The sequence below is a fragment of the Aurantiacibacter zhengii genome (genome assembly GCF_003584125.1).
Classification (GTDB): domain Bacteria; phylum Pseudomonadota; class Alphaproteobacteria; order Sphingomonadales; family Sphingomonadaceae; genus Alteraurantiacibacter; species Alteraurantiacibacter zhengii.
The window spans coordinates 412023-438153 of sequence record NZ_QXFL01000003.1 but is presented as its reverse complement, the minus strand read 5'-3'; the positions used below and the strand labels follow the sequence as shown (position 1 = coordinate 438153).

General features: G+C 60.3%; 17 protein-coding genes and 1 tRNA gene. 9 read left to right on the top strand and 9 right to left on the bottom strand.

Annotation, left to right across the window (positions count from 1 at the left end; all coding sequences use genetic code 11):
* Positions 1-4 precede the first annotated feature (4 nt).
* Both D2V07_RS09120 and D2V07_RS09115 read left to right on the top strand, forming a co-directional pair.
* Positions 5-3610 carry a DEAD/DEAH box helicase gene (locus D2V07_RS09120; RefSeq protein ID WP_199698759.1) on the top strand — a complete coding sequence of 1202 codons (3606 nt, stop codon included), beginning with the start codon at positions 5-7 and terminating at the stop codon, positions 3608-3610.
* The gene (locus D2V07_RS09115; protein ID WP_147366926.1) at positions 3607-6756 is read left to right on the top strand and encodes a sacsin N-terminal ATP-binding-like domain-containing protein; all 3150 of its coding nucleotides are present in this window, start codon (positions 3607-3609) and stop codon (positions 6754-6756) included. Before D2V07_RS09120 ends, D2V07_RS09115 begins: the two co-directional genes overlap by 4 nt.
* On the opposite strand, the gene D2V07_RS09110 is transcribed toward D2V07_RS09115, so the two are convergent.
* Together D2V07_RS09110 and D2V07_RS09105 are read right to left on the bottom strand one after the other, a co-directional pair.
* On the bottom strand, positions 6735-7952 hold the full coding sequence (locus D2V07_RS09110) for a tyrosine-type recombinase/integrase (RefSeq protein ID WP_119586647.1): 1218 nt from the start codon (positions 7950-7952) through the stop codon (positions 6735-6737). The two genes, D2V07_RS09115 and D2V07_RS09110, sit on opposite strands and share 22 nt — an antisense overlap.
* Positions 7953-8129: 177 nt before the next feature.
* Positions 8130-8216: transfer RNA gene (locus tag D2V07_RS09105), tRNA-Leu, on the bottom strand.
* Positions 8217-8445: 229 nt separating this feature from the next.
* Between D2V07_RS09105 and D2V07_RS09100 the strand changes: the two genes are divergently transcribed.
* Together D2V07_RS09100 and fsa are read left to right on the top strand one after the other, a co-directional pair.
* Complete coding sequence (locus D2V07_RS09100; protein WP_119586646.1) at positions 8446-9393, top strand: complex I NDUFA9 subunit family protein; 948 nt, start codon at positions 8446-8448, stop codon at positions 9391-9393.
* A gap of 115 nt (positions 9394-9508) precedes the next feature.
* Positions 9509-10162 carry a fructose-6-phosphate aldolase gene (gene fsa, locus D2V07_RS09095; protein ID WP_119586645.1) on the top strand — a complete coding sequence of 218 codons (654 nt, stop codon included), beginning with the start codon at positions 9509-9511 and terminating at the stop codon, positions 10160-10162.
* Positions 10163-10316: 154 nt separating this feature from the next.
* Here fsa and D2V07_RS09090 read toward each other — a convergent pair whose 3' ends face one another.
* Positions 10317-11921 carry an AMP-binding protein gene (locus D2V07_RS09090; RefSeq protein ID WP_119586757.1) on the bottom strand — a complete coding sequence of 535 codons (1605 nt, stop codon included), beginning with the start codon at positions 11919-11921 and terminating at the stop codon, positions 10317-10319.
* A 370-nt stretch (positions 11922-12291) separates the two neighbouring features.
* Here D2V07_RS09090 and D2V07_RS09085 point away from each other — a divergent pair, with 370 nt between their 5' ends.
* A complete protein-coding gene (locus D2V07_RS09085; protein WP_325049009.1) occupies positions 12292-13134 on the top strand; it encodes an NAD(P)-dependent oxidoreductase in 843 nt (280 codons plus the stop codon).
* A 44-nt stretch (positions 13135-13178) separates the two neighbouring features.
* Here the strand turns inward: D2V07_RS09085 and D2V07_RS09080 are convergent, their stop codons facing one another.
* Positions 13179-14045 (bottom strand): dienelactone hydrolase family protein, encoded by an 867-nt coding sequence (locus tag D2V07_RS09080; protein ID WP_119586643.1) that lies wholly within the window; start codon positions 14043-14045, stop codon positions 13179-13181.
* Between the two features lie 205 nt (positions 14046-14250).
* Here D2V07_RS09080 and D2V07_RS09075 point away from each other — a divergent pair, with 205 nt between their 5' ends.
* The 4 genes from D2V07_RS09075 (at position 14251) to D2V07_RS09060 (ending at position 20141) form a co-directional block, all read left to right on the top strand.
* On the top strand, positions 14251-15258 hold the full coding sequence (locus D2V07_RS09075; protein ID WP_119586642.1) for a zinc-dependent alcohol dehydrogenase family protein: 1008 nt from the start codon (positions 14251-14253) through the stop codon (positions 15256-15258).
* An 86-nt stretch (positions 15259-15344) separates the two neighbouring features.
* Positions 15345-16172, top strand: coding sequence for a non-homologous end joining protein Ku (gene ku / locus D2V07_RS09070; RefSeq protein WP_119586641.1), 828 nt, complete (start codon positions 15345-15347; stop codon positions 16170-16172).
* 1 nt (position 16173) lies between these two features.
* Positions 16174-18699: a DNA ligase D gene (gene ligD / locus D2V07_RS09065; protein WP_119586640.1), complete on the top strand. Its 2526-nt coding sequence runs from the start codon at positions 16174-16176 to the stop codon at positions 18697-18699.
* Positions 18700-18767: 68 nt separating this feature from the next.
* Positions 18768-20141: an aminomethyl transferase family protein gene (locus D2V07_RS09060; protein WP_233548318.1), complete on the top strand. Its 1374-nt coding sequence runs from the start codon at positions 18768-18770 to the stop codon at positions 20139-20141.
* 27 nt (positions 20142-20168) lie between these two features.
* On the opposite strand, the gene D2V07_RS09055 is transcribed toward D2V07_RS09060, so the two are convergent.
* The 5 genes from D2V07_RS09055 to D2V07_RS09035 all read right to left on the bottom strand — a co-directional run bounded on the left by D2V07_RS09055 (position 20169) and on the right by D2V07_RS09035 (position 26116).
* Positions 20169-21032 carry an alpha/beta fold hydrolase gene (locus tag D2V07_RS09055; RefSeq protein WP_119586638.1) on the bottom strand — a complete coding sequence of 288 codons (864 nt, stop codon included), beginning with the start codon at positions 21030-21032 and terminating at the stop codon, positions 20169-20171.
* Positions 21033-21143: 111 nt separating this feature from the next.
* A complete protein-coding gene (locus D2V07_RS09050; protein WP_119586637.1) occupies positions 21144-22229 on the bottom strand; it encodes an NAD-dependent epimerase/dehydratase family protein in 1086 nt (361 codons plus the stop codon).
* Positions 22230-22236: 7 nt separating this feature from the next.
* The gene (locus tag D2V07_RS09045) at positions 22237-22926 is read right to left on the bottom strand and encodes a fumarylacetoacetate hydrolase family protein (protein WP_325049008.1); all 690 of its coding nucleotides are present in this window, start codon (positions 22924-22926) and stop codon (positions 22237-22239) included.
* A gap of 45 nt (positions 22927-22971) precedes the next feature.
* Positions 22972-25281, bottom strand: a complete 2310-nt coding sequence (locus tag D2V07_RS09040; protein ID WP_158586790.1) for a TonB-dependent receptor — start codon at positions 25279-25281, stop codon at positions 22972-22974.
* A gap of 193 nt (positions 25282-25474) precedes the next feature.
* Positions 25475-26116, bottom strand: coding sequence for a TetR/AcrR family transcriptional regulator (locus D2V07_RS09035; protein ID WP_119586634.1), 642 nt, complete (start codon positions 26114-26116; stop codon positions 25475-25477).
* Positions 26117-26131 lie beyond the last annotated feature (15 nt).

Sequence of the window (26131 nt, the reverse complement as noted above, 5' to 3'; positions counted from 1 at the left end):
CATAATGACTTGGGAAACTACGCTCGCGCTGAAGGGGGTGCTCGACCGCATGCACAAAGAACTAGGCCTCGCTACCGGCGAACTGGCGAAATTTCTCGAGCTGAAGCTCCCTTCTTGTTCTGATGGCTGGTGGCAAAGCCATGTAATTAATAAGCTAAGTTTCCATCAGCAACGTATTGCTAGCGAAAGGCGACAAGCTTCCCTGCAACAGTTCGATCTCGCTGCACTGCTGCGCATTTTCGATCAGAACTGGTTCGAGCTATCAGATCGGTTCGCTCTTCCGCGTGAAGGGCGGAATTGGATCAAAGAGCTTCAAACAATAAGAAATAAGTGGGCTCATCTATCAGCTGAAGATACGCCTCCTGCCGAAGTATATAGGGATGCTGACACGTTGGGGCGATTGCTTCGGCTTATCGGGGCCGGTCCTCAATCAATAGAAGCCGTTGAAACACTTAAGGGTTCAGCACTCGGCGCAATGACCGAAGGGCAAACCAAACCGGCGCAGGAAGACCCAGCGGAGGAATTGAAACCCGACGCCGAAGCTGAACCAGCGTGCAAAGCGCATCTTTTTGAAGCGGGCGATCTGGTCACATTACGATCCGATACTACAGCGCGGCTCCCGATCCTCGAAGTATTACTCGGCGGCGCGGAGGTCCGTTACCGTGTTTTTCAGGATGGCGTGAAGGCCACATTCTACGAGAGCCAGCTTCAAGCCTTGGATGAGGGCGGATCAGAGGCCGATCTGGTTACCACCGAAGAGCTGCATGCGCATATGACAGCATTGCAGCTTTTATCTCCCTCTACCGCAAACCTGTTTTCCCTGCGGTCAGGCCGCGTAAATTTTGTGCCCTACCAGTATCGTCCTGTCTTGAAGCTGATCCGCTCGGACAGGCCGCGCTTGCTCATTGCCGACGAAGTCGGTGTCGGTAAGACCATCGAGGCCGGTCTGATAATCAAAGAGCTTCGGGCAAGGATGGACATCAGCTCCATTCTCGTCATCTGCCCGAAGGCGCTTGTCGCCGAGAGAAAATGGCAAGCCGAAATGAAGCGCTTCGACGAGAATTTTTCACCCCTAGACGGCCCGCTTCTGCGCCACTGTTTGCATGAAACGGACCTGGAGGGCGAGTGGCCGGAGCAATACGAAAAGGCGATCCTTCCATTCTCGCTATTCGATTCCGACCTGATTTTCGGACCGGCGGGCAAGAAGTCACGCAAGGATAAGGGGCTGCTTTCACTTGATCCGGCTCCAGCTTTCGATCTCGTGATCGTCGATGAGGCGCACCACATTCGGAACTCGGATACCTTCCTGCATCAAGGTGTCCGATATTTTTGCGACAATGCGCGGGCCGTCATTCTTATGACGGCCACTCCGGTGCAGCTCGGCAGTGACGACCTTTTCACGTTGCTGAATGTGCTGCGTCCCGATCTGGTGATTGACCATGCCAGCTTCGAGCAGATGGCCGCGCCCAACAGGTTCATTAACGAGTCGATACGGCTCTGCCGCGAGAAGGGTGATGGCTGGCAAGGCAGCGCCATCGAGCAGCTCGAAGCAGCGGCAAGGACCGACTGGGGATCGCTCTTCCTTTCCGAGATGCCGAGTTTTCAAGCCGCCTTTGACCAGCTCCAGGAAGCGGATTTGGGCGATGCCGATCGCGTCGCCCTGACCAGGCAGCTTGAAGAGCTCTACACCTTCAGTTCGGTCATAAACCGTACCCGCCGCCGTGATATTGGCGAATTCACAACAAGGAAACCGGTCACGCTCACCGTCGAGTTTACCGAAGATCAGCGCGCACTACATGATGGGTTGCTGAGCGTCATTGCGCGTATTCTCGCGCGTTGCCACGGGCAACAAAACGTCAAATTCATGATGACGACCATACGGCGTCAAGCTGCAAGCTGCCTCTACGGACTTGCACCGTTCCTCTCTGACATGCTCGACCGGAAACTCGATCAGTTGGAACTGATCGAAACCACCGATCGCGACGATGAAATGGACATGAGCTTTCTCGATGGCATCAGGGCCGAAATCGAGGAGCTGATCAGGATGGCGCAGAATCTCGATCCTGAAGACAGGAAGATCGAGGCATTTATCAAAACGCTGAAAGAGAAGTCCGCTCTCTTGAATAACAAAGCGCTCGTCTTCAGCACCTTTAGGCACACGCTTTCGTACCTAGCGAGGCACACCGAGGCAGCGGGCCTGCGTTTCGGAGTTATCCATGGCGACATTCACGATGAGGAGCGCGCCTCCCTTCGCAAGCGCTTCTCGCTTCCCAAAGACGATCCAGATGCCATCGACATCCTTCTTTCATCCGAAGTTGGATGCGAAGGTCTCGACTTTCAATTCTGCGATTATCTCGTGAATTATGATCTGCCATGGAATCCCATGCGTGTGGAACAGCGGATAGGCCGTATCGACCGCTACGGGCAGGAAAGCGAAACAATCAGCATCGTCAATCTCGTCACGCCTGGAACGGTCGATGCCGACATCTACCAGCGATGCCTTATGCGCATTGGTGTCTTTGAACATGCGGTTGGCGGCAGCGAGGAAATCCTCGGAGAGATCACGCAGGAAATCCACGACATCGCGGAAAATTTTGTCCTTTCCGAAGAAGAGCGTGCCGCGCGGCTCCAGCAGCTTTCGGATAACGGCATCCGCAAGATCAGGGAAGAGCAGGAACTTGAGTCCAAAGAGGCAGAGCTTTTTGGCCTCAATGTCCCCAGCCAGTCATGGCAAGACGAAATCGAGGCTGCCGAAAGTACATGGCTATCGCCATATGCGGTCCAGAGGTGCGTCGCCACCTATCTGGCGACGAAGCTCGGTGAGAGCTCCGACTATATTCAGGGCGACAAACCGCTCAAGAACCTGCGCCTAAGCCAAGCAGCCCGCAACACCTTGCTCGAAGACTTCAGGAAACTGAAGCGGAGCGTCGATCCTGTTTCTCGCCATTGGGAGAAATGGCTCAAAGGGGGCGCGCCGAACCTACCAGTTACGTTCGATCAAAAGGCTGCGTCCGATAACCCGACTGCTGTCCATTTGTCTGTTCTTCATCCGCTTGTCCGTCAGGCGGCCAGATGGCTTGAAGTAACCGAACCCCTCCATTGCCGTCTTGAAGTCGCGGCGGACCTGCCAGCCGGAGAACATCGCTTCGCGCTCTATAGATGGGCCATGCATGGCATAAGGCCGGACGAGCAGCTTGTTGTCGTTGCCGATAATGCCGAACTCGAAAAAGGGCTGATGAACGCCCTCCCGAGCGCTAGCGAGCTATCGGACAGAACTCCTGAGTACGCGTTCGCCTTTGACGATCTCGACCAGCGCCATCATGCAAAGTGGGTGGCGGCACAGGCCGACCATATCGCGGCCAATCAGCAGCTTGCAGACCATCGCATTCAAAGTCTGTCGGTAAGTCACCGCGCAAGAGTAAAGACCCTGGAAGACCAGCTCGCCAAGGCGACCAACGAAAAAATTCGCGTCATGAAACAGGGTGAGATGGCGCGCGCCAATGCCGACTTCGAACGCCGTTTCGCCGAGCTCAAACAGGCCGGATCGACCGGCGATGTCAGAGCTGCGCCTGTCATGTTCGGTACGATCCGCGTGCGTGAGGTCGCATGATGTCCCACTTTCTGGAAAAGCTCGCCGGTCAGCGAAGGAAATTCCTTGAGGGGCTGGATGCCAATGAGGGTGACATAAATCTAGATATTTTCGAGGATTTTTACCCCGACCAGGCCCATTTTGTTTTCGAGCTTCTCCAGAATGCGGAAGATGTAGAGGCGACCGAGGTCACGTTCACGTTGAGTGAGGACGGTTGCATTTTCGAGCATGACGGGAAGCGGCTGTTTTCGGAAGCAGACGTTCGTGCGATCACCGGCATTCACAACAGCACGAAGAACAAAGCGACCGACCAGATCGGCAAGTTCGGCGTCGGCTTCAAGTCGGTTTTTGTCTACTCAGTTGCGCCGGAGATAACATCCGGAGATTTCGCCTTCCGCATTTCGCGGCTTGTCATGCCGGAGCCCATTGCGCGGCCCGACCTTGACCGCTCTATCACGCGGTTCTGGTTGCCCTTCAACAATCCGAAGAAGGACAAGTCAGAAGCGTTCGCGGAGGTCGCGAACGGACTTCGCGAGCTGGCAGAAACTACCTTGCTCTTCCTGTCCAGCATCAACGCAATCAATTGGAAGATTAACCAACACGAGACAGGCTCGATACTTCGCGTCGAGCATTCCAGTGAACATGTTGAAGTTCTCAAGGAGACTGACGGCGCAAAGACCGCAAGTTCGCACTTCCTTCGATTCAATGCGCCGGTCGAAGGTCTAGAAAGGCATCAGCTTGCAGTTGCATTTGCGCTCGAAGGCTTGACTGAGGGCAAGGGGTTTGATGGCCGCAAGGCATTAGCCGAGCAGTTCAAGATCGTTCCGGTTGCGGGGCAGGTTGCTGTCTTCTTCCCCGCTGAAAAAGAGACTTCCGGCCTGCGCTTCCATTTGCATGCGCCCTTCGTTCCCGAGCTGAGCCGCGCAAGTATCAAGAGCACAGCGGCGAATGAACCTCTCTTTGCGCAGTTGGCTGTCCTTGCCGCCAACGCGATGCATGGCATTCGCGATCTTGGCCTTCTCACCCCGGAATTTCTCGGCGTCCTGCCAAATCCGCAGGATGTTCTCGGCAAGCGCTACGAGCAAATCAGGATAGCGCTGATCGCTGCGTTCAACGGTGAGCCGCTGATGCCCACCCACGCGAAGGACCACGCTCCTGCCAGGAAACTATTGCAGGCAAAGGCGTCCCTGAAAGATTTGCTCAAGGCCGACGATCTGGAATTTCTGATCGAGTACGATGAAGTGCCGCCATGCTGGGCAGCCAATCGCGCCCTGCAGGGCACGAACGTCGAACGCTTCATGAACGGCCTCGCCATTGGCGAATGGGATGTTTCCGAGTTTCTCGAACACGTCTCCGATCAGGCCGACGAGGAATGGGGCGATCCGGACGCAGACTTCATGGCGTGGTTCTCTGGAAAACCGGTTGAATGGCTTCAGCAATTCTATGCGCTACTTGCTCGCGAGCCAGAGTCCGCCGACGATCTCTATCAACTTCGGGATGCGCGTCTCGTCAGGCTATCAGACGGGGCGCTAACCACAGGTGTGAAATCTTATTTCCCTGATGAAGAACGTCGATATACGCACATCGTCGCGTGCGTTGATCCTGCCGTTTATGAATCCGGCAAGAGCAAGGTCCAGCAGAAGTTTGCGCGCAAATTTCTGGAAGAAGTCGGGGTCAGGGAAATCGGTGAGCGAGAACTGGTCAAATCGCTCCTTGAGAAGGAATATGTGAGCGATGACCACAGGCTCAAGCAGAAGGAGTATGTTGCTCACCTGAGGCGCTTCATCAAGCTGATTGACGCAGACGCTTCGTTGAAGAACCAGATCAAGAGCTTCAAGATTTTCCTGGGGTCAGACGGCAAGTGGCATAAGCCAACCGACATTATCCTAGATCTCCCATTCTTGGATACCGGCCTAGAGAAATATTACGAGATCATCGGCAAGAGAGGCGACGCAACGCCGCTCGCAGCCCTTTATGAAAGCCTGCCGATCGACACGCCTAAGGTTGTTGAGCTTGCCAAAGCGCTCGGGGCGGTCACGACAATAAAGGTCTCGAAGGCAAGGTGCCAGAGCAATCCCAAGTGGAACTACTTGCGATCGGCTCCCGGTCAACGTTGGACTTCGACAGGCAGAAATGAGGACTATGTAATTGAAAAATTCGACCATCTGGTTGCAGCCAAATCTATCCGGATCGCCCGGCTAATCTGGAATTCACTTAATGACCAGGGGCCCCATCCGTCCTGGCTTAAGGCACGCTTTCAATGGAACTACACGAACGGCTATTACGATGCAGATTCCCAACTGGTCTGCCAACTACGTAATTCTGCATGGGTCCCGCAAATGGACGGCGGTTTTGTGAAGCCTAACGAGGCTAGAGCTGAGTTGCTGCCTGAAGGCTTTGTATTCGATCCTGGATTGTCTTGGCTCAAGAGAATTGAGTTCGGCAAGGCGGTCGAGGCAAAGAACGAGCAGGCTAGGCTTGAAGCAGCAGTTGCCGCCGAGAAGAAAAGCCGTAAAATTTCTGCGGCTGCCGAGCTTGGTTTCGAGAAGCCTGAAGACATAGAGTGGCTTGAGAAGTTCGCAGAAGTGCCCGCGGAAGATCGAGAGCGTCTTCTGGACGAATGGCAAAGTCTGAAGACGCGGTCCGACTTGCCCGTAAGCGAGCCACGCAATCCCGAGCGACGTGCAGAAAAGGTGGGTGAGATCGCTGCGACGGCCCCCGAGCGCAAAACCGAAATGCGTACGCGAAGTGTGTCGGTTGGCCGTGAAGATGTGAAAGACGAAGCGGGGCAATATCTGCGGCAGCAATATACCAATGACGGCGAGCTGTTCTGCCAGGTTTGCAAACGTCGCATGCCCTTCCGACTTGACGACGGCAGCGCATATTTCGAGCGGGTCGAGTTCCTGCCTTCGCTGCAAAAGCGCTATCATCAGAATTATCTGGCGCTATGCCCAACTGATGCAGCGAAATTCAGATTCGCGAATGGCACTGATGATATGTTGCTCGATCTCTTTTGCGATCTGGATAGCGAAGAGCTTGAGGTAATCTTGGCGCAAAATGACGAAACGATCTATTTCACAAAGACCCATCTGGCCGATTTGAAGAAGGTCATAGAGGTTGATCGCCGTAGCAGTACGGACATTACTCAAACCGATGGTGAGACCTGAAGCGTGCAACCTTGCCGAAGTGCATCGAGGTGGTCGCTCCACCACTGAGCCATCTTTACGCGCTCATCCCAGTAATTTCCGCGATTATAGACACCGCGAATAGCGTTGCTGTCGCCGTGGGCCAGAGCACGTTCGATGGCGTCGGGATGCCAGAGGCCGCTTTCGTTGAGCATTGTTGAGGCAGTCGAGCGCAGCCCATGCGCCGTCACCTCGTCTTTGGTGAACCCCATACGCCGAAATGCCGCGTTGATGGTGTTCTCGCTCATTGGGCGCTGTCGCGTATGGAACGCTGGGAAGATGTAGCCCTTGCCGCCGGTAATCGGCTTCAGCTCCCGAAACAGCTCCAACACCTGCCGTGACAGCGGCACCACATGTATGCGGCGGGCCTTCATCCTGCCTTCGGGAATTGTCCAAGTGGCCTTGTTCCAATCGATCTCGTTCCATTCGCCGTGGCGAAGCTCTCCGGGGCGCACAAAGACGTGCGGCGCGATCTTCAACGCGAATTTGGTGGCCGGGTAGCATTCGAAATCATCGATGGCGCGAAGGAGCCCGCCCAACTTCTCGGGTTCAAGGATCGCAGCGTAGTGTCGTGCTTTGGGCGTGACCAGTGCGCCCTGTAGTATCGATGTCGGATCGGTTTGGCACTGACCAAGAGCAGCGCCGTACCTGAATACGCGGCTTGCGAAGGATCGGCATTTCTTCGCGGTTTCGAGATTGCCTTTGGCTTCGAGTTTCTTGAGCGCCGCCAGCATCAACTGCGGATCGACGTCGTTGATTGGCATGTTGCCGATTGCGGGCTTGAGCAGGTCAAGGAACCAGCGCGCCTTGCGCAGCGTGGCCTCCGCCTTGCCTTCGGGGACCATCTTCTCGTCGATGTACTTGTTGGCGATGACCTCGAATGTGTTCTCGGCACCAAGCTTGATCCTGGCCTTCTTGCGCTTTCGCTCCAGCATCGGATCGATGCCATCCGAAACCTTGAGCCGCGCCCGGTCGCGAAGCTGGCGCGCTTGCGACAAGCTGATCTCAGGGAATGCTCCGATGGGTAGCTTCTTTTCCTTCCCGCCAAAGCGGTACTTGAAATACCAGAGCTTGGAGCCGTTCGGCTTCACCAGAAGCAGCAGCCCCCGCGAGTCGTATTTCTTGTACGACTTGTCGGCAGCCCGGAAGCCTTTGATTTCCTGCACATTGAGGCTCATTTGGGGGCCTCACTTTCGTGCGATTTGGGGCCTTTTGAGCTGGAGCCCCCAGCCGAGGCCCCCAGAGACGTTGGAACAAAGCGGAACAAAACAAGACCTCGCTTTCTGCGCTTGAGGTCAAGAATGGCAGAATTCCGCCATTTCTGCAATGTTTTGGAACGTTCTGATGAGAACAAATGGTGCCCAGAAGAGGACTCGAACCTCCACGCCCTTGCGAGCGCCGCCACCTGAAGACGGTGCGTCTACCAATTCCGCCATCTGGGCACCGGAGCAGGCCGGTCGTCTGTGTCCGCCTGCAAGGTAGGGGCGCGCCACTAGGACACGGCGGGGATAGTGTCAACGAGTCGTTGCGCATCGGCTGAAAAAACCGATCTTCGTGGTCTTTACAGCGCCGGGCTCGCTGTTGCAGGCCATTGAAGGGATCGCCGCTTTCCGGCTAAGGGGCTGCCAGTTTCGGATTCACCCTCCTTGCGCAAAGGAAACGCACCGCACCATGGCACGCACCTCTTCGCTTGACGGCAAGCTCGTCACCCTTATCGGCGGCAACGGGTTCATCGGCAGCCATGTTGCACAAGACCTGCTGGAACGCGGCGCGCGGGTGCGTATTGCCGCGCGGGAACCCGAAAAGGCGTTCAAGCTGAAACCGCTCGCCAACCTTGGCCAGTTGCAGTTCGCCCGCTGCAACGCGATGGACGCGCATAGCATCGAGGCATGCGTCAGGGGTTCGGACGCGGTTGTCTATCTGATCGGCACTTTCGAAGGCAACCAGCAGACCCTGCAGGCAGATAGCGCCGGCGATGCCGCCCGCTTCGCAGCCGAAACCGGTGCGAAGAGCTTCGTGTACATTTCTGCCATCGGCGCCGACCCGCAAGCGGAGACCGGGTATTACCGGACCAAGGGCGACGGCGAGCGCCAGGTGCTGGAGGCTTTCCCGAAAGCGACCGTCATCCGCCCATCGGTCGTCTTCGGCGAAGAGGATGGCCTGGTGCCGATGTTCGCCGACCTCGTGGCGATGATGCCGGTCATGCCGGTGTTCGGTGCGGACAGCGAATTCCAGGTCGTCTGGGTCGATGACGTGGCGGCCGCGGTTGCCGCAGCGCTGGAAGACCCCGGCACCCATGGCGGCAAGACGTACGAGGCCGCAGGTCCCGAAAAGCTTTCCATGATGCAAATTCACGAGATGATCGCCGACGGCCAGGGACGTGACCGCACGTTCTTCTCCATGCCTTCTTCTCTGGCAAAGATGTTCGCCGCGGTGCCGCTGACCCCGATCAATGCGGACCAGCTGGCGATGCTGCAGGAGGGAAGCGTTGCCAGCAAGGGCACGCCCGGCCTTGCCAAGCTGGGTATCAGCGCCAAGCCGCTGTCGCTGTTCCTCGACCGGTGGATGGTGCGCTATCGCAAGCATGGCCGGTTTACCGCAAAGAACTCCGCAGACTGATCGCCGCCGCCGGCGGGCGACCGAGGAAATCTTGTCCGCTCAGGTGGCGTGACCGGCGTCGCCGTGCCTATGGTGCCCACACCGATTCGCCACACCGCACTGGAATACTTCGACCATGAAATTCTTCGCTGACACCGCCGATCTCGACGACATCCGTGAGCTTGCCGCCACCGGCCTGCTGGACGGGGTCACCACCAACCCCTCGCTCATTGCCAAGTCGGGCCGGGACTTCATGGAAGTCACCAGGGAGATTTGCGGGATCACCGATGGGCCGGTCAGCGCCGAGGTTGTCGCACTCGATCACGAAACGATGATGAAAGAGGCCGAAGTCCTGCGCAAGATCGCGGACAATGTGTGTATCAAGGTTCCGCTGACGGTCGATGGGCTGAAAACGTGCAAGGCGCTGACCGACGATGGCACCATGGTCAACGTGACCCTGTGCTTCTCCGCCAACCAGGCCCTGCTGGCAGCGAAGGCCGGCGCGACTTTCGTCTCGCCGTTCGTCGGACGGCACGACGATAACGGTACCGACGGCATGGACCTGATCGCCGATATCCGTCTGATCTACGACAATTACGATTTCGGCACCCAGATCCTCGTCGCCAGCGTGCGTCACGTGGTCCACGTGCTGGAAAGCGCGCGAATCGGTGCGGACGTGATGACCGCCCCGCCCAAGGTCATCATGGCCCTGTTCAAGCATGTGCTTACGGACAAGGGCATCGAAGGCTTCCTGAAGGACTGGGAAACCACGGGCCAGAGCATCCTGTAAGCTGAAACCCGGCGGCTGGTTGCGGAATTCATCCGCACCATTCCGCGCTCAGTGACGCACCGTCCCAGCGGCTCCCGCGATTGCTCTAACCAGCGCTGCAAAACGCGGCGCTGGCCAGAGCAATTCCGCTTTGCACGGGCGGCAGCGAGAAAGCCTACCCGTTCGCGGCCACCCATTCATCGCGCAGCTTGAACTTGCGTATCTTGCCCGATCCGGTCAGCGGCCATTCGGAAACCTGCGTCCAGTGCGCAGGGCACTTCTGCGGACTGATGAGCGAGCGGCAATGGGCGCGCAGGGCATCGGCATCCATGGTTTTGTCGCCTTCCATCCGCACGAACGCCGCAACGGCTTCCCCCAGGACATCGTCCGGCACACCAACAACGGCGCATTCGGCCACATCGGGGTGTTCCAGAAGCACGTTTTCGATCTCCGCCGGGAACAGGTTTTCCCCGCCGCGAATGATCATTTCCTTCACCCGGCCGGTTATCTTCACATAACCCTGATCGTCCATCGTGCCGAGATCGCCGGTATGCAGCCAGCCTTCGCCATCGATAGCGGCGGCAGTGGCCTCGGGATCGTCGTTGTAGCCGAGCATGGTGGATGCGGAACGGCACCGAATTTCCCCGACCTCGTCGCAGCCGACAACCTCGTTCGTATCGGGATTGAAGATGCCCACCTCGCAGCCCAGCGCAGGCTGGCCGATGGTGGTGATGACCTTGTCGAAATCGTCACCCGGCCTGCCGGTGGTGATGAGCGGGCTGCTCTCGGTCTGGCCATAGGCGACAAGCGTATCGGCCCCCAGCACGTCGCGCACGTTGCGGGCAAGTTCGGGGGCGACCATTGCCCCGCCCATGCCGATGCGCTGGAGCGAGGACAGGTCGCGCTTCTTTTGCTTTTGTGCAGCCACCATTGCCACCGCCATGGTGGGCACGCAGATCGTCCAGCTGAGCTTTTCCGCCTCGACCAGGTCCAGCGCCGCACCTGGATCGAAGGCGAGTAGCGGGCAATAGGCACCGCCCGATTGCAGCGCGCCCAGCACACCCATCGAGCAGCCCATGGTGTGGAACAGCGGCGTCAGCCCCAGTGCCCCGAGACCCTTGGGCAAATCGCCCACCTCGACGAACAGGCGCGCGTTGTTCGTGAGGTTGCGGTGAGACAGGACCACCCCCTTGGGGAAGCCCGTGGTACCGCTGGTATACTGGATTTGCGCTGCATCGCTCGTGCCCACTTCGGGCAGCGTACCGGAAGGATCGGTGAACAGTGCGGCCACGTCCTGCATGTCGATAATTTCGCGCAGGGCGGGCAGGTCCTCAGCCACTTCGGCGGCGATTTTGGCCATCGGGTTGCCGCGAAATTCGCTGATCAGGAACAATGCCGCCGAGGTGCTCTGGCCCAGCACATAGGCAAGCTCGCGCTTCTGGTAAGCGGGGTTCACCGTCACTACGGTCAGGCCGGCCAAGGCGGCCGCATATTCGACCAGCACCCATTCGGGGACATTGGGGGCCCAGACCGCCACGCGTTCGCCCGGCTGGAAGCGGGCGGCGAAGCCCTTGGCCATCCGTTCGGCATCGGCCAGCAATTGGGCGTAGGTCCAGCGGCGGCCAACCGTGCCGTCCGGCAGGCCTTCCAGCAACGCGTCCTGCCCGGGAATGGCTGCCGCCTGGTCGCGCAACAGGCCCCCGATGGTCGTGTCGAGGATTTCGTCGTCTGCGAACCAGTCGCACAGCGCCCTGTCTAGGCGGCGCCCGTTATCGGTCATCAATCTCTCCATCATGGCCGGTCGTTGGAGTTCGCCAGCCTTTCTGCGGGACACTATAGCCGGTTCGGTTTCGCGACCAAGTGCTTGCGCGACAAATCTTCGTTCGGCTTCGCGGCAGGCGCCAAGCAGGAACAGACCGGCAGCATCCCGCATTGCAAAGGGCGACCCGCAGGGCGCTCGCGGGAGAGATCTTTGCGGGCTGGATGAACATTTCTCTATCCAGACGGTTGTCAAAACCGTGTGAACCCGTAACTCGCCTGTCGACGGACAGCGCGACCGCGCGCTGCAAACTCGAATGCAACATTCACATTTTCAGGAGGCCGCGTCGAAAGCGATGTCAGCGAAAGATTCGGATAGGAAACTGCCAAATGTGGCACTGATCGGCTTCGGAGAAGTCGGAGAAACCTTTGCGCGCAACGTGCAATGGCAAGGCGTGAAAGGCTGGGACATCCTGGCCGAGCGGCGCGCGATAATGCCCGGACTGGGCGTGGCGCTGGGAGAGGACTGCGGAGAGGTGCTGGCCACCGCCGATGTGATCCTCTCGCTCGTCACTGCCGACCAGGCGCTGGATGCGGCCCGCGAATATGCGCCCTACCTGCCGCAGGAAGCGATGTGGCTGGACATGAACTCGGTCGCTCCGCAGACCAAGGCCATGGCCGCCGAGGCAGTCGAGGCGGTGAATGTCCGCTTCGTCGACGTGGCCATCATGGCCCCTGTGGACGAGGGGTTGTCGGTGCCGATGCTGGTATCGGGTAACAAGGCCGATGAAGCGGTCGAAACACTGACCGCGCTCGGCTTTACCGACGTGCGATCGGTGGGCAGCACCGTAGGCCGTGCCAGCGCCATCAAACTGTGCCGTTCCATCATGGTGAAGGGTATCGAGGCCCTCACCGCCGAGATGGTGCTCGCCTCCAGCCAGGCCGGCGTTCTCGACGAGGTTCTTGCCTCGCTCGACGCCAGCGAAAAGCCGGTAGAATGGGCCGAGCGCGCCGACTACAATCTCAACCGCATGCTGAAGCACGGCGGACGTCGCGCTGCGGAAATGATCGAGGCTGCGGAAATGTTGCGCGCCATGGGGACCTCTGCCGCGATGAGCGACCAGACCGTCGCCTGGCACGAACAGCTGGGCGGGCTCGAGATGACCGATCCGCCCGAAACGCTTTCCGCCAAGCTGAAGAAAATTCGCGCTACGCCGGAATTCGGAGGGGAATAGGGGCAGGACTGCCTGCCCTTCCCCCGCCGATCGGGTGGCGGCCATCACAGGGTTTCGGAATACATTTCCAGCAGCTCGCCCCAGGCCCGCTCGGCCTCTGCCTGGGCGTAGGCGGGACTGTCGAGCACGGTCCAGCCGTGGTCGCCATCGTAGACTTCCACCTCTATCTCGGCAGCAGCCTGCATGGCAGCCGCGCGGAGCTGTGTCTTCGCATCGGGATTCTCGGCATCGTCGTCGCGGGCAATAGCTATCAGCGCCTGCGCATCTGCAGCCATGTCGTCCAGCAGGTTCACCGGCGCCATCGCGCCGTCCCCCGTCAGTCCGCCGCCGTGGAAACTGCCCGCCGCCTTCACCCGTCCCGGTACGGCGGCCGCGGTGTAGATCGTCCAGCTGCCGGTCATGCAATAACCCTGGTTGCCGATGCCGCGGGTCGAATCGACCGCCTCCTGTGCGTCCAGCCAGGCGACCACGGCGCGCGCGGTTTCCTGCACGGCTGCGGGGGTGTTCTTCTCCCGCCATGGCGTGACCTTGTTCCAGCCGTCGTTGTTGCGCCAGTCGTCGAAATCCTCGAACTGCTGGCCGGAAACGCTGCGATAATACGGATTGGCGACAAGGACGGCATAGCCTCTCTCGGCAAGTCGCCGGCCCATCTGCACCTTGGCCGGACGCAGCCCTGCAATGTCGGGCCACAGGATCACCGCGGGATGCGATCCGCTGGCCGGATGGATGAACACGCCGTCGAAGGTGCCACCGGGCGCGGCGAAAGTGACGGTGTTCTCCACCAGTGTGCCGCCCGCCCCTGTGCCGCCTTCCATCGGTGCGCAGGCGGCGACCGCCCCTGCCCCTGCCATCGCGCCGAACTGGCGGCGGCTGATCGGACCCATTCTGGTGACCTGGTCTTGCGTGCACATAAAGGCTTTCCTCTTCACTGTTCCCGTCGCCCGCAAAGGATAGCAGGGCTCACGGCGCTGCAAACCCCTTCAGAGTGCCGTAGTGCCGAAGCAGCGGGTGCCCGGCGTATTCGCGCTGCGGCGAAGAAGCAGGCCCGCCTTGCCAACAGGGCGGTTGACGCGCGGCGATCCCGTGAGCAGGAAGCCGGTCAGGGGAGAATGTGATATGCGTGCATGGTTGCTGCCGGAAGGTGCCGACGGTTTCGACAAGCTCTATATGAAGGAGCTTCCGGATCCCGAACCAGGCCCCGGACAGATTCTGATCGCGCCTGCCGCATGGTCATTGAACTACCGCGATTTCATGGTGGCATCGGGCAGGTACCTGGGCGGCGCGATCACGCAGCCCTCGATCCCCCTGTCCGACGGCGCGGGCAAGGTCGTGGCGCTGGGGGAAGGCGTCAAATCAGTGCGCGTGGGGGACGAGGTGCAATCCACGTTCTTCCAGGGCTGGCATAACGGTCCGCCAAAGCTGGTCCCCGCGCTGGGCGATGGCAAGGCGCCGGGTATGCTGGCGGAGAAAGTCGTGCTGGACGAGCACGGCGTCGTTCCCATTGCCCGCAGTCTGGACGTGCAGCAGGCCGCCTGCCTGCCCTGTGCCGGCGTCACCGCATGGAACGCCCTGTTCGAGGGCGGCCACCCGCTCAAGGCAGGGGACAAGGTACTGGTGCTGGGCACCGGGGGTGTTTCGCTGATCGCGCTCAAGCTGGCCAAGGCAGCGGGCGCGGAAGTGATCGCCACCAGTTCTTCGGACGAGAAACTGGAACAGGTGAAGGCGCTGGGGGCCGATCACACCATCAACTACAAGGCGGTGCCCGACTGGGGCGAACACGTGCGCGACAATTTCGGCGGCGCGAACAAGATCGTGGAAGTGGGCGGATCCGGCACGCTGGAGCAGAGCATGAAAGCCTGCGCGCCGCTGGCGGAGATCGCGCTGATCGGCGTGCTGGCCGACGGCCCACCCCCGCAGCCGCGCGGGCTGATGTTCACCGGCTCCTCCATTCGCGGCATATTCGTGGGCTCTTCGCGCATGGCCAGCGACCTCAACACCTTTGTCGACCGCCACCACCTGACCTTTCCCGTCGGCAAGACCTTTGCATTCGAGGAAGCAGACCAAGCCTACGCCTTTGCCCGCGGGCCGGAAAGTTTCGGCAAGACGGTGATTGCGCTCACCTAGCGACCCGGCTTCGGACAGCGCGAAGCGCTGCCTGTGAAACCATTGCGCCCGCCAAACGCTGACTCCAGCGACGAAAGGAGTCCGCCATGGCAGCACGCGCATATTGGCAAGGTCAGATCAGGCTCGCGCTGGTGTCAATCCCGGTCGAGATCTACACCGCCACCAAGTCCTCCGCGAAGATCAGCTTCAACCAGATTCACGAACCCAGCGGCAAGCGCATTTCCTATGAAAAGGTCGTGCCCGGCCTTGGCCCGGTCGACCGGGACGAGATCATCAAGGGCTACGAGATTTCCAAGGGCGAATACGTGCTGCTCGATGACGAGGAGATCGACGCGGTCAAGCTGGAGAGCAAGCGCACGCTGGAACTGGTGCAGTTCGTGGACGCGCACGAGATCGACCCGCTCTACTTCGAGAAACCCTATTACGTCGCGCCCAAGGACGAGCTGGCTGAGGAAGCCTTCATCGTGCTGCGCGAGGCGCTGCGAAAGGCGAAGAAGGTGGCTCTTGGCCAATTGGCCATGCGCGGCAGCGAGAAGCTGGTCGCGATCAAACCCTGCGGCAAGGGCCTGTTGCTGGAAACCCTGCGCTATGGCGACGAGGTGCGCGAAGGCCAGTCATTCTTCGACGATATCGAGGAAACGAAACCAAAGAAGGAACTGCTCGACCTCGCCACAACGTTGATCGAACAGAAAAGCGCGCCTTTCGACGCCAGCGAGTTCGAGGACCGCTATGCCGATGCCCTGCGCGGCCTGATCGAGAAAAAGCGCAAGGCGAAAGGCGGCAAGAAGATCATCGAGGATGTGGACGAGCCCGAAAGCGGCGGTTCCAACGTTATCGACCTGATGGCAGCCCTGAAGAAATCGGTCGACGGCAAGGGGGGCAAGTCACCTTCGAAGCGCAAGAAATCGGCCTGATATGGCGCGCAAGACAAAGTCCGCCGATCCCCTGGCCGAATACAATGCCAAGCGCGATTTCGGGGCCACGCCCGAACCCTCCGGCAAGCAGGAAAGCAGCGAGAGCGGTAACGCCTTTATCGTGCAGAAGCACGACGCCACCCGCCTGCACTGGGACCTGCGGCTGGAGATGGACGGGGTGATGAAAAGTTGGGCCGTCACCAAGGGCCCCTCCCCCGACCCGGATGTGAAACGGCTGGCCGTGCGGACCGAGGATCATCCGCTGTCCTACAACACTTTTGAAGGCACCATCCCGAAAGGCGAATATGGTGGCGGCACGGTGATGCTGTGGGATCGCGGAACGTGGGAGCCGATCAAGGGCAAGAGCGCCAGCGATATCGACAAGGGCCACCTGCATTTCTGCCTTCACGGCGAGCGCATGAAGGGCGAGTGGCTGTTGATAAGGCTGAAGAAAAAGCCGGGAGAAAAGCGGGAGAACTGGCTGCTGCGCAAGTTGCAGGACGACCACGCGCAGGACGGAGACGTATTGGTTGAGCGTGCGCTGACCAGCGTGGCGACAGGCCGCTCCATGGCGGAAATCGCTGCCGACAAGCAGGGCGAGTTCTCGCTTGAGGGAAAGGACGACGATGCCTTCCTCGAGCAGATGGAAAAGGCCGGTTCCCACACCCGCAAGAAAGCGAAGTCGCGCGCCCGCAAGGATGCGCCGCTGCCGAAGTTTCGCAAACCGCAACTCGCCACGCTGGTGGACGATGTACCCTCCGGCAACGGCTGGATGCACGAGATCAAGTTCGACGGCTACCGCGCACTTGTTGCCGCAAGGGGCGAGGACGTTCGCGTCTACACCCGAAGCGGCAAGGACTGGACCGACAAGTTCGGTCCGCTGGTGGAAACGATAGCCGGTCTCGCGCTGCCGAGCTGCCTGATCGATGGAGAGATCGTGGCGGTGGACACCAAGGGCAACCCGGATTTCTCCACCCTGCAGGGCGTACTCAAGCGCGGTCATGGCAGTCAGGGGCGCGGGGATGCGTTGCAGTTCCATGCCTTCGACCTGCTCGAACTGGGGGGAGAGGACCTGGCGGATCTCACCAACATCGAACGCAAGGAACGGCTAGAGGCGCTTCTGCGCGCCGCCGAGCCTCCGGTATTTGTCGCCAACCACGTCATCGGCGCTGGCGAGAAGCTGTTTCGCACGATGTGCGACGCCGGACAGGAGGGCATTATCTCCAAGACGGTGGACGGGCGCTATTCCGGATCACGCGCCAAGCGGTGGGTGAAAGTGAAGTGCACCCGCCGACAGGAATTTGTCGTGATCGGGTGGAAGAAATCGAGCGCCAAGGGCCGTCCCTTCGCCTCGCTGCTGATGGCCCAGTACGAAGGCGACGACCTGGTCTACAAGGGCAACGTCGGCACGGGCTATTCGGCAGATGACCTGGACGAGCTCGCCGCCAAGCTGAAGCGGCTGGAGCGCAAGACCCCGCCAGCCGAAGTTGACAAGGCCAGCGCCCGCGGGGTTACCTGGGTGACGCCAAAGCTCGTGGCCGAGGTCGGCTTTGCCGAATTCACCGCCGACGGAAACATTCGCCACGGCAGCTTCCTGGGATTGCGCGGTGACAAGGATGCCCAGCAGGTGACCCCCGAACAGCCATCCGCGACGCCGGCACCCGTGGCAGCCGTGACAATATCCAGCCGCGACCGGGTGATCTTTCCGGACAGCGGGCAGACCAAGGGTGCGCTTGCCGACTATTACGATGCCATCGCGCCGATCATGTTGCCCTTCGCCGCGCGCCGCCCGGTCAGCCTCGTACGCTGCCCGCAGGGCCGGGCGAAGAAATGTTTCTTCCAGAAGCACGACAGCGGCGGCTTCGGCGACGCGGTGTTGCATGTGCCGATCCGCGAGAAGGACGGCGGGACCGAGGACTATCTCTACATCGAAGACGAGCGCGGATTGCTGCAATGCGTGCAGATGGGCACGATAGAGTTCCACGGCTGGGGCGCGCGCAGCGATGACGTGGAAAAGCCCGACCGGATGATCTTCGACCTCGACCCCGACGAGGGGCTGGACTTCGGAGACGTAAAGCAGGCCGCGCGCGATATCCGCGATCGCCTGTCCGATCTCGGCCTTGTCAGCTTTGCCATGCTATCGGGCGGCAAGGGCGTGCATGTCGTTGTGCCGCTCTCCACCGGCCATGACTGGGAGGCGCACAAGGATTTCGCCCGGCGCTTTGCCGAAGCGTTGAGCATTGCCGAACCCGACCGTTTCACCGCGACGATGAGCAAGGCGAAGCGCAAGGGTAAGATATTTATCGACTGGCTGCGCAACCAACGCGGCAGCACTGCCGTGCTCCCCTATTCGGCACGCGCTCGCAGCGGCGCTCCTGTCGCAGCACCCATCGCGTGGAACGAACTTAAGGGCATGAACGGCGCGCAGGAATTTTCGATCGATGATGCCAAGCGACTGATCGATCGCAGCACCAGCAAGTCGCTGGATGGCTGGGGATTTGCAGCGCAGCCGCTGCCGCAGGTCTGAGAACCGCTGGCCGACCCCATGTTTCGTAGACATGGCTGCCCTTTCGACGATGACGCAGGAGAATGACAATGGCCGACAATCTGGAACAGATGCTGGCAGAGGCCGATTTCGACATCGTCGGTCTGCTGCGCAACAACCAGACCGGTGCCAAAGCGCATGGCGCGACCGTGCCGGAAATTTCCAACTGGCGTGACGAGCAGTGGGCCATGCGCCACGGTGCCGCGCTGCTGGACCTTTCGCAGCAGTTGGTGGAACTTCGCATCGAAGGCCCCGATGCCCTCAAGCTGCTGACCGAAACGATGGTCAATTCACCGGGCACACTGACGGTGAACCGGGCGATCCACTATGTTTCCGCCACGCTTTATGGCCATGTCATCGGAGATGGCATCGTCCACCCCCTGGCAGACGAAGAATTTCTCTACGTCGGTCGCGCTCCGGCTGCCAACTGGCTGACCTATCAGGCGCAGAAGTTCGGATACGACGCCGAGATAACCGGCGTTCCACGGCAGCACGGTTCCTGGCGGTTCCGGATGGTGGGGCCGCACGCGGTAAAGGTGATCCAGAAGTTAGGCGGGCCTTCGCCGGACAGGATCGAGCGGTTCAGACTGTCGACCATGCAGGTTGGCACGAAAACCGTGCAATCGATGGGTCTTGCCACCATCGGTTCGCCCGGGATCGAGATCTGGGGACCGTACGAAGACCATGACTACATTCGCGATACAATCCTGCAGGCCGGCGAAGAATTCGGCCTGACGCCCGTGGGCAGCCGAGCATTGCCTTCGGCAAACCTCGAAAGCGGCCGGTTATCCGGTCCGCTCCCCGCAATCTACAGCGGTGAACAGATCAGGGACTATCGCAAGTGGCTGGATGCCGACAGCTACGAAGCGACATGTTCGATCGGTGGTTCCTTCGTGGGCGACCAGATCGAGGACTATTACCTCACCCCCTGGGAGCTGGGATACGGCCCACTGGTGGAATTCGACCACGATTTTCATGGCGCGGATGCGCTGAAAGAAAGTGCCGAGGACAAGGACAAGCTGCGCAATAAGGTGACGCTGGAATGGTATGCCGATGACGTGAAGACAATCGTCGGCTCCATGTTCGAACCCGAGGGCGAGCAGTACAAATTCTTCGATCTGCCGGATGCAAGCTACGCCACGGCAAGCTACGACAGGGTGGTGGATGCCGATGGCTGCCTGGTCGGCCTGTCGCTGTTTACCGGCTACAGCTGGAACGAGAAGAAGGCGCTCTCGCTCGCCACTGTTGGTCCGCAAGTTCCGATGGGTGCCGAACTGCAAGTGATCTGGGGCGAGGAGAACGGCGGTACGAACAAGCCCACGACGGAGCCGCACAAGCAGATCGGCGCGAGAGCAATCGTATCGCCTGCGCCCTTCTCCCCGGTAAGCCAGAGCGCCCACATAAAAGGCTGGCGCGCGTCCTAGTCCTGACAGAGCCCTCGCCGCGGGGCGTTAGTCCAGTTGGGTGAGCAGGTCGGCGAGGAAAGGCTCGCAGCGGTCATGGTGGACCCAGTGGCCCGCCCCTTCGTGCATGACCACCATCGCATCCCGAAAATGGGCTGCGCGTCCGTCTTTTGCGGGATCCGAGGCCCAGCTCTCGGCGCCGTATATCAGGAATGTCGGGCACTCGATCGCCGCCCAAAGGGCCTCGCGTTCAGCCTTGCCGAGTTCGAAAGGCCCCTCCCCCCTCACGCGATTGTCGAATTTCCAGCGCCACATGCCGGGCGCAGATAGTCGCAACCCGTGGATGGTCAGGTGGCGGACCAGTTCAGGTGCGAACGAGGGAAACTGCGCAGACATGCGCGCCGTGGCCTCTTCCACACTCGCGTAGTCGCGAGGGACGCGCCGCTCGATCGCCTGCCTCTCGTCGATCCACTCGCGCAGCCGTCTGCCGGGCGGCACTCTTTCACGCTCTTCCAGCTTGTCAGGGGCGGGACCCAGCCCTTCGATAGCGACCAGCCGTTCGACCCGTTCGGGGAACGCAGAAGCGTACCTGATGGCTATGTTGCCGCCTAGAGAGTGCCCGACAAGACGCACCTTCGACAGTCCGGCGTGGTCGACAAGCCTCGCAAGGTCCAGCACATAGCGGTCGATCTCGTATATCCCCGATGGATCGGCATTGCTGTCGCCGTGTCCACGCAGGTCGGGGCAGATGACCTTCCACCGGCGGGCCAGCACAGGCGCGATGAAGTCCCAGTTTCGGCAATGGTCCATCCCGCCGTGCAGAAGGACGAGAGCCTCTGCATTTTCGGAGCCGTGTTCGCGGTAGTGCAACCGCAGTTCCCCCGAGGAGAAGAATTTCGATCTTGCCGACATGTGCCTCGGGTTCTCTTGCCAGCCAAACCGGCCGGGTCAACCGTTCTGGTTGGCAGGCGGAATAAACTGCGTTCTGCACCCAGACCCATGTCCGACGCAAAAGCACCCGATCTATTCGGGCAATAGCCGGTCCTGCCGAAGCCGTTCGAACCATTTGGCGAACATGTCTTCTGTATCGATGGCGCCGGAGAAACCCGCCTTGCGCAGTTTCACTGTCGAGACGATGGAATCGGCCCAGGGTTCGGTGCGTCCGTAGCCCAGCGCGAAGTCGGCATACTGGAACGAACTGCCCACGAACTTGTCAATCGGCGGTGAGACCAGATCGTATTTCGAGCGTATCGCGTCCCACTCGTCGGAGCATTTCGGCATTTCAGCGGCCAGTTCCATCGGCCTATCGCCGCCAGGTTCGATGTGCAGGGCCTCAGCCAGGGAATCCCAGATATTCTTCCACAGGAAAATGTCGCCGTTGGTAATGTTGAAGATCTCGTTCTTCGCGGTCTCCGCGCCGTGAGACCAGTCGATGGCCTGTGCGATCAGATCGGCATCGACGGCTTCCAGGATACCCATCGGTCCGCCCGGATAGTACAACGGTTCTCCCCGCTCGCGCAGGATTGCCGCGTACACACCAAGCGCCGGGATCATGTTCATTGGCGCGCCGAGCGAGTGACCGAACACGAACTGGGGGCGAAGGATCGTGTAGGCCCACCCCTCCTTCTCCGCGAGGTCGGAAATATAGGCTTGCTGGTCCCAGTAGAAATTGGGGCCGTCGATGTATTCGGAACGGTTCTCGCGCGCAGGCAGGGTCATCGGGCGAATATGGACGCCGTAAGCCTTCGTTCCCTGCATCAGGGTGACGTGCTTCAGGGCATCGTGATCCGCGATACCGATGGTCATCAGGTTGCGCAGCATCTCGTCGTTGATGCGGGCCTGGTCTTCGTCGGACCAGCCGGAAACCAGGCTCGGCGCTTCGTACAGCGCGGCGTAGATGACATGGGTCGTGCCCTTCAGTGCCTGCGCTGCGTTTGCGACCGATTCCGTATCCCGCAAGTCGGTGGAAACGAAGGTGGCACCGTGCAGGTGGAACGGGGAGCGCCGCGAAATCGCCACGACCTCGCAGTCGCTCTGCGCGCCGAAATAGGCGAGGCATGACTGCCCGATAAGGCCCGAGCCTCCGATGATTGCGATCTTGCGTGTCATGAACGTCCTACCTCTCGGCGGCTGCGATCGATACCTCGACCGAGCCGACACCCTCTACTGTGCATTTTACATCGTCGCCCGGCGAAAGCGGGCCGACATTCTCCGGCGTCCCCGTGAAGATCAGGTCTCCCGGGCGAAGCGTCACGTAGCCGGAAATGATGGAGACAATGTCGCGCACGCCCCAGATCATGTCGGAAAGGTCGGCCGATTGCCGCGTCTCTCCGTTCACTGTCAGGGCTATGGAACCCGCCTCTGGCACGCTGTCGAAATGGCTCCTAGGCCGAATGGGCGAAATGGGGGCAGACGCGTCGAACCCCTTGCCGAAGTCCCACGGGCGGCCCTTGTCGCGAGCCTCCAACTGCAGGTCACGCCGCGTCAGATCGATCCCTGCCGCAAAACCTAGGATCACATCCTCGACGCTGGCGGGATCGATGGAGGTCGCCTCCTGCCCGATCGCCACCACCAGTTCAGCCTCGTAGTGGAAGTTCTTCGTCATCGGAGGATAGGGGATCGTGGTGCCCGACATCACCACCGCATCGGCGGGCTTGGTGAAGAAGAACGGCGGATCGGCCTTGGGATCCTGACCCATCTCGATAGCGTGGGCCGCATAATTGCGACCCACGCAAAAGATACGTCGCACCGGCATCGCGTCAGCCGATCCCTCGACCGGGACTGTCGCGATTGTCGGTTCGAACATCAATGCCATGCCAATACCTCCGCCATGCGTCGTCCATACAGGTCCTTAGAAGTCATAGCTGACCCGAACACCATAGGTACGCGGGCGACCGACATAGGCCTTGATCGCATCGAACTGCGGCAGGACGTTGTTGAAGTAATAGCTGTTGGTCAGATTTTCGCCCCAGAGCGTGACCCGCCAGCCTTCGGCATCGCTGCCGACGCCCAGGCGCGCTCCGACCAGTTCGTAGGAAGGCAGGTCGAGACGCGGATCTTCGCCGAACACGGCCGAGGCGGTGGAACGGTAGCTGAAGCTCGCGCCGACGAAGGCCTGCAGGTTGCTGGAAACGTCCCAGTCGTACTGGCTATCAAGGTCGAGCGAGAACGCGGGCGCAAAGCTCAGTTCGCCGCCTTCGTAGTCGGTTTCCACCCCGTCGACATTCAGGCCGACGTATTCGTCGATCCGCGTGTCGAGGATGGAAACAGCACCTGTCAGACGCAGGCCGTCGGTCGGCTCTACAGTGGTATCGAATTCCACGCCGAACACGTGCGACTTGGGAATGTTGATCAGCAGGCTGAGCGGGCCGAAAACTTCGTCGAGAAATGTGCCGCGCAGCTGTTTGTCGGTATAGTCGTAGTAGAAGACCGCAGCATTGGCCTGGACCGACGAGCCGAGCGTGGCCTTAACACCGGCTTCGTAGGCAAGCAGCTTCTCCTGCGTCGTCGCCTCGTACTGGCGGAAGCCGGTTGCCGCCACGTTCGGGAAGCTGCCGTTCTTGTAGCCCTGGCTGGCTGACACGTAGAGCAGCAAGTCGTCGTTCGGCTGGAAGTCCAGCGCGACGCGCCACGAAATGTTGTCCTCCGCCAACGTGTTAACCGACAGCCCCGGCGTCGCCAGCAGGTTCGGATCGCCTTCGGGGTCGATGAAGGTGGTGCAGTTGCCGTTCGAAAGGAGGCCGGGCTGGAACTGCGAGGCGGGAAGCGGATCGAGCCCGGCTCCCTCGCGCAGCAAGCCGCTGACGAACTGGATGATCGGGCTCAGCGTATTGTCGCCGGTGTCGCCGCTGCACCCTTCGAAATCGACGGTGAAATCGGTGTAACGGGCACCCGTGGTCAGCGTCAGTTGGTCGGTAAGATACCAATCGACCGATGCGAAAGCGGCGATCGATTCCAGGCGCTGGTCGGTGAAGTTTTCCGCCGATAGCACGCCCGAGATGCGATTGGCGCTGGTCTGGCCGGTGTTGTAGGTCTGTTCGGCATAGACGTTGCTGCGCGAATAGTTGCCGCCGACGACCCAGTTCGCAAACTCGCCCGCTTCGCCCGACAGGCGCAGTTCCTGCTGGAAGGAGTCGATCTGTCCGAAGGTGGAGAAGTCGAAGACCTCTACCGGCGTGCCATCGTATTCGTTGAAGGAATCATCCTCGAATTCGGCGTAGGCGGTGATCGAGGTCAGGGTCAGCGTATCGCTCAAGTCGACGTCGAAGCGCGCCGATCCCTGCCAGAACCAGTTGTCGCGGGCGAAGTCCGATCCTTCGTCCCAGTCCGCAGCGCGAATGTCACCTTCCGGAGCGATGGGATAGGCGGCGAGGTCGGGATTGATCGCTTCGGGGAAGACCGGGTCCGCCTGACGAATCTGCGGCACCTGCGTATCGCTGCGATCAAGCCAGCCGCTCAGGGTGAACTGCGCGGTAACGGTCGGAGTGGGCTCCCAATCGAGCGACAGGCGGCCGCTCTGCCGGTTGATCTGTCCGGCGGTGTCGCCGGGGCGCAGCTGGCTCTGCTGCCAACCTTCTGCGGTCTGGACACGCCCGGCAATGCGCGCACTCAGGGTCGAGCTGATCGGCCCGCTGAGGTACCCCTCGGCCTCGACAGCGTTGAATCGGCCATAGCCAAGCTGGAATCCGCCTTCGAGATAGTCCGTCGGGCGGTTGGAAATGTAGTTGATCGCGCCGCCGGTGGTGTTCTGGCCGTATAGAGTGCCCTGCGGCCCCTTCACGACTTCCACCCGCTGCAGATCGAGCGCCGCGCCGACGGTCATGGCCGGGAACGGCAGGCCGACCTCGTCCACATAGACGCTGACGGTGCTGGTAGCCGAAAGGCTGCTTTCATTGAAGCCAATGCCGCGCAGGGTGTAGATCGGCGTATTCAGACCCGATTCCGCCGCCTGGAAGCCGGGCACCACGCGCGCCAGGTCGGCCACGTTGTCGATACCGCGTGCGTCAAGCTGCTCGCTGCCGAACGCGGCGACCGAAATCGGCACCTCGTTCAGGCTTTCCTCGCGGCGCTGGGCCGAAACGACGATCTGGTTGATGCCGCCGTTGTCTTGCGCAGCCTGATCGGTCTCGGCGTTCTCCTGCGCAAGGGCGCCGGTAGACATCGCCAGGATCGGAATTGTTGAAACTGCAGCTAGAAAACGCGTCGCTGTCGTGCCGGTTTTGCTCATGGCAAACTTCCCCTTAAGGCTCCATCCCAATACCCGTTTATATATGAACGGTCGTTAGTCTATACGCGTAAGACAACAGATGTTCAATAGGCTTCCAAGCGTTCGTATAAAAATTGTGCGAGGGGCGTTAGCGGGCGGAAATGCCGACCATTTTATCCGTCAGATCAACGTATTGTTCGGCCACCTGCTCTGCAGAAAGCTGGCCTTTGGTGGAAAACCAGCCGGCCACGCCATTGAGCATGGTGAGGATTGCCCGCGCCACGAAGCTGGGACTCGCGATGTCGGCCCCGGCCTCTTTCGCGGCAGCCGCGATCAGCGCCTGGAACTTCAGTTCATAGGCGCGTCGCATGTCGATTATCTCCGCCAGCTGTTCCTCTTCCAGGTTGCGCAGTTCCATGTTGCCGATGAACACAGCTTCGGTGTTCGACGCATGGAACACCACGTGCGTGCGCACGAACGCGCGGAACTGTTCGACCGCCGAGGCATCGCTGTCGAGCGAGCCGTAGACCGCATGTTGCAGGTCTTCCATCACCGCGCGCAGCAGCAGGTAGAGGAAATCCTGCTTGTTGGAGATATGGTTGTAGATCGACCCCGGCTGGATGCCGACATGCTGCGCCAGCATGCGCAGGCTGACATTCTGGAAACCGTGCTTCGCAAACAGCTCGACCGCGGCATCGCGCAACAGGCGCCGCGTCTCGCGCCCCCGCTCGCGGGTCGACCCTTCCGCGCTCTTGAATATCTGGGTCTTCTTTTTCCTGGCTACCGTCATAACCTCGTCCCGTCC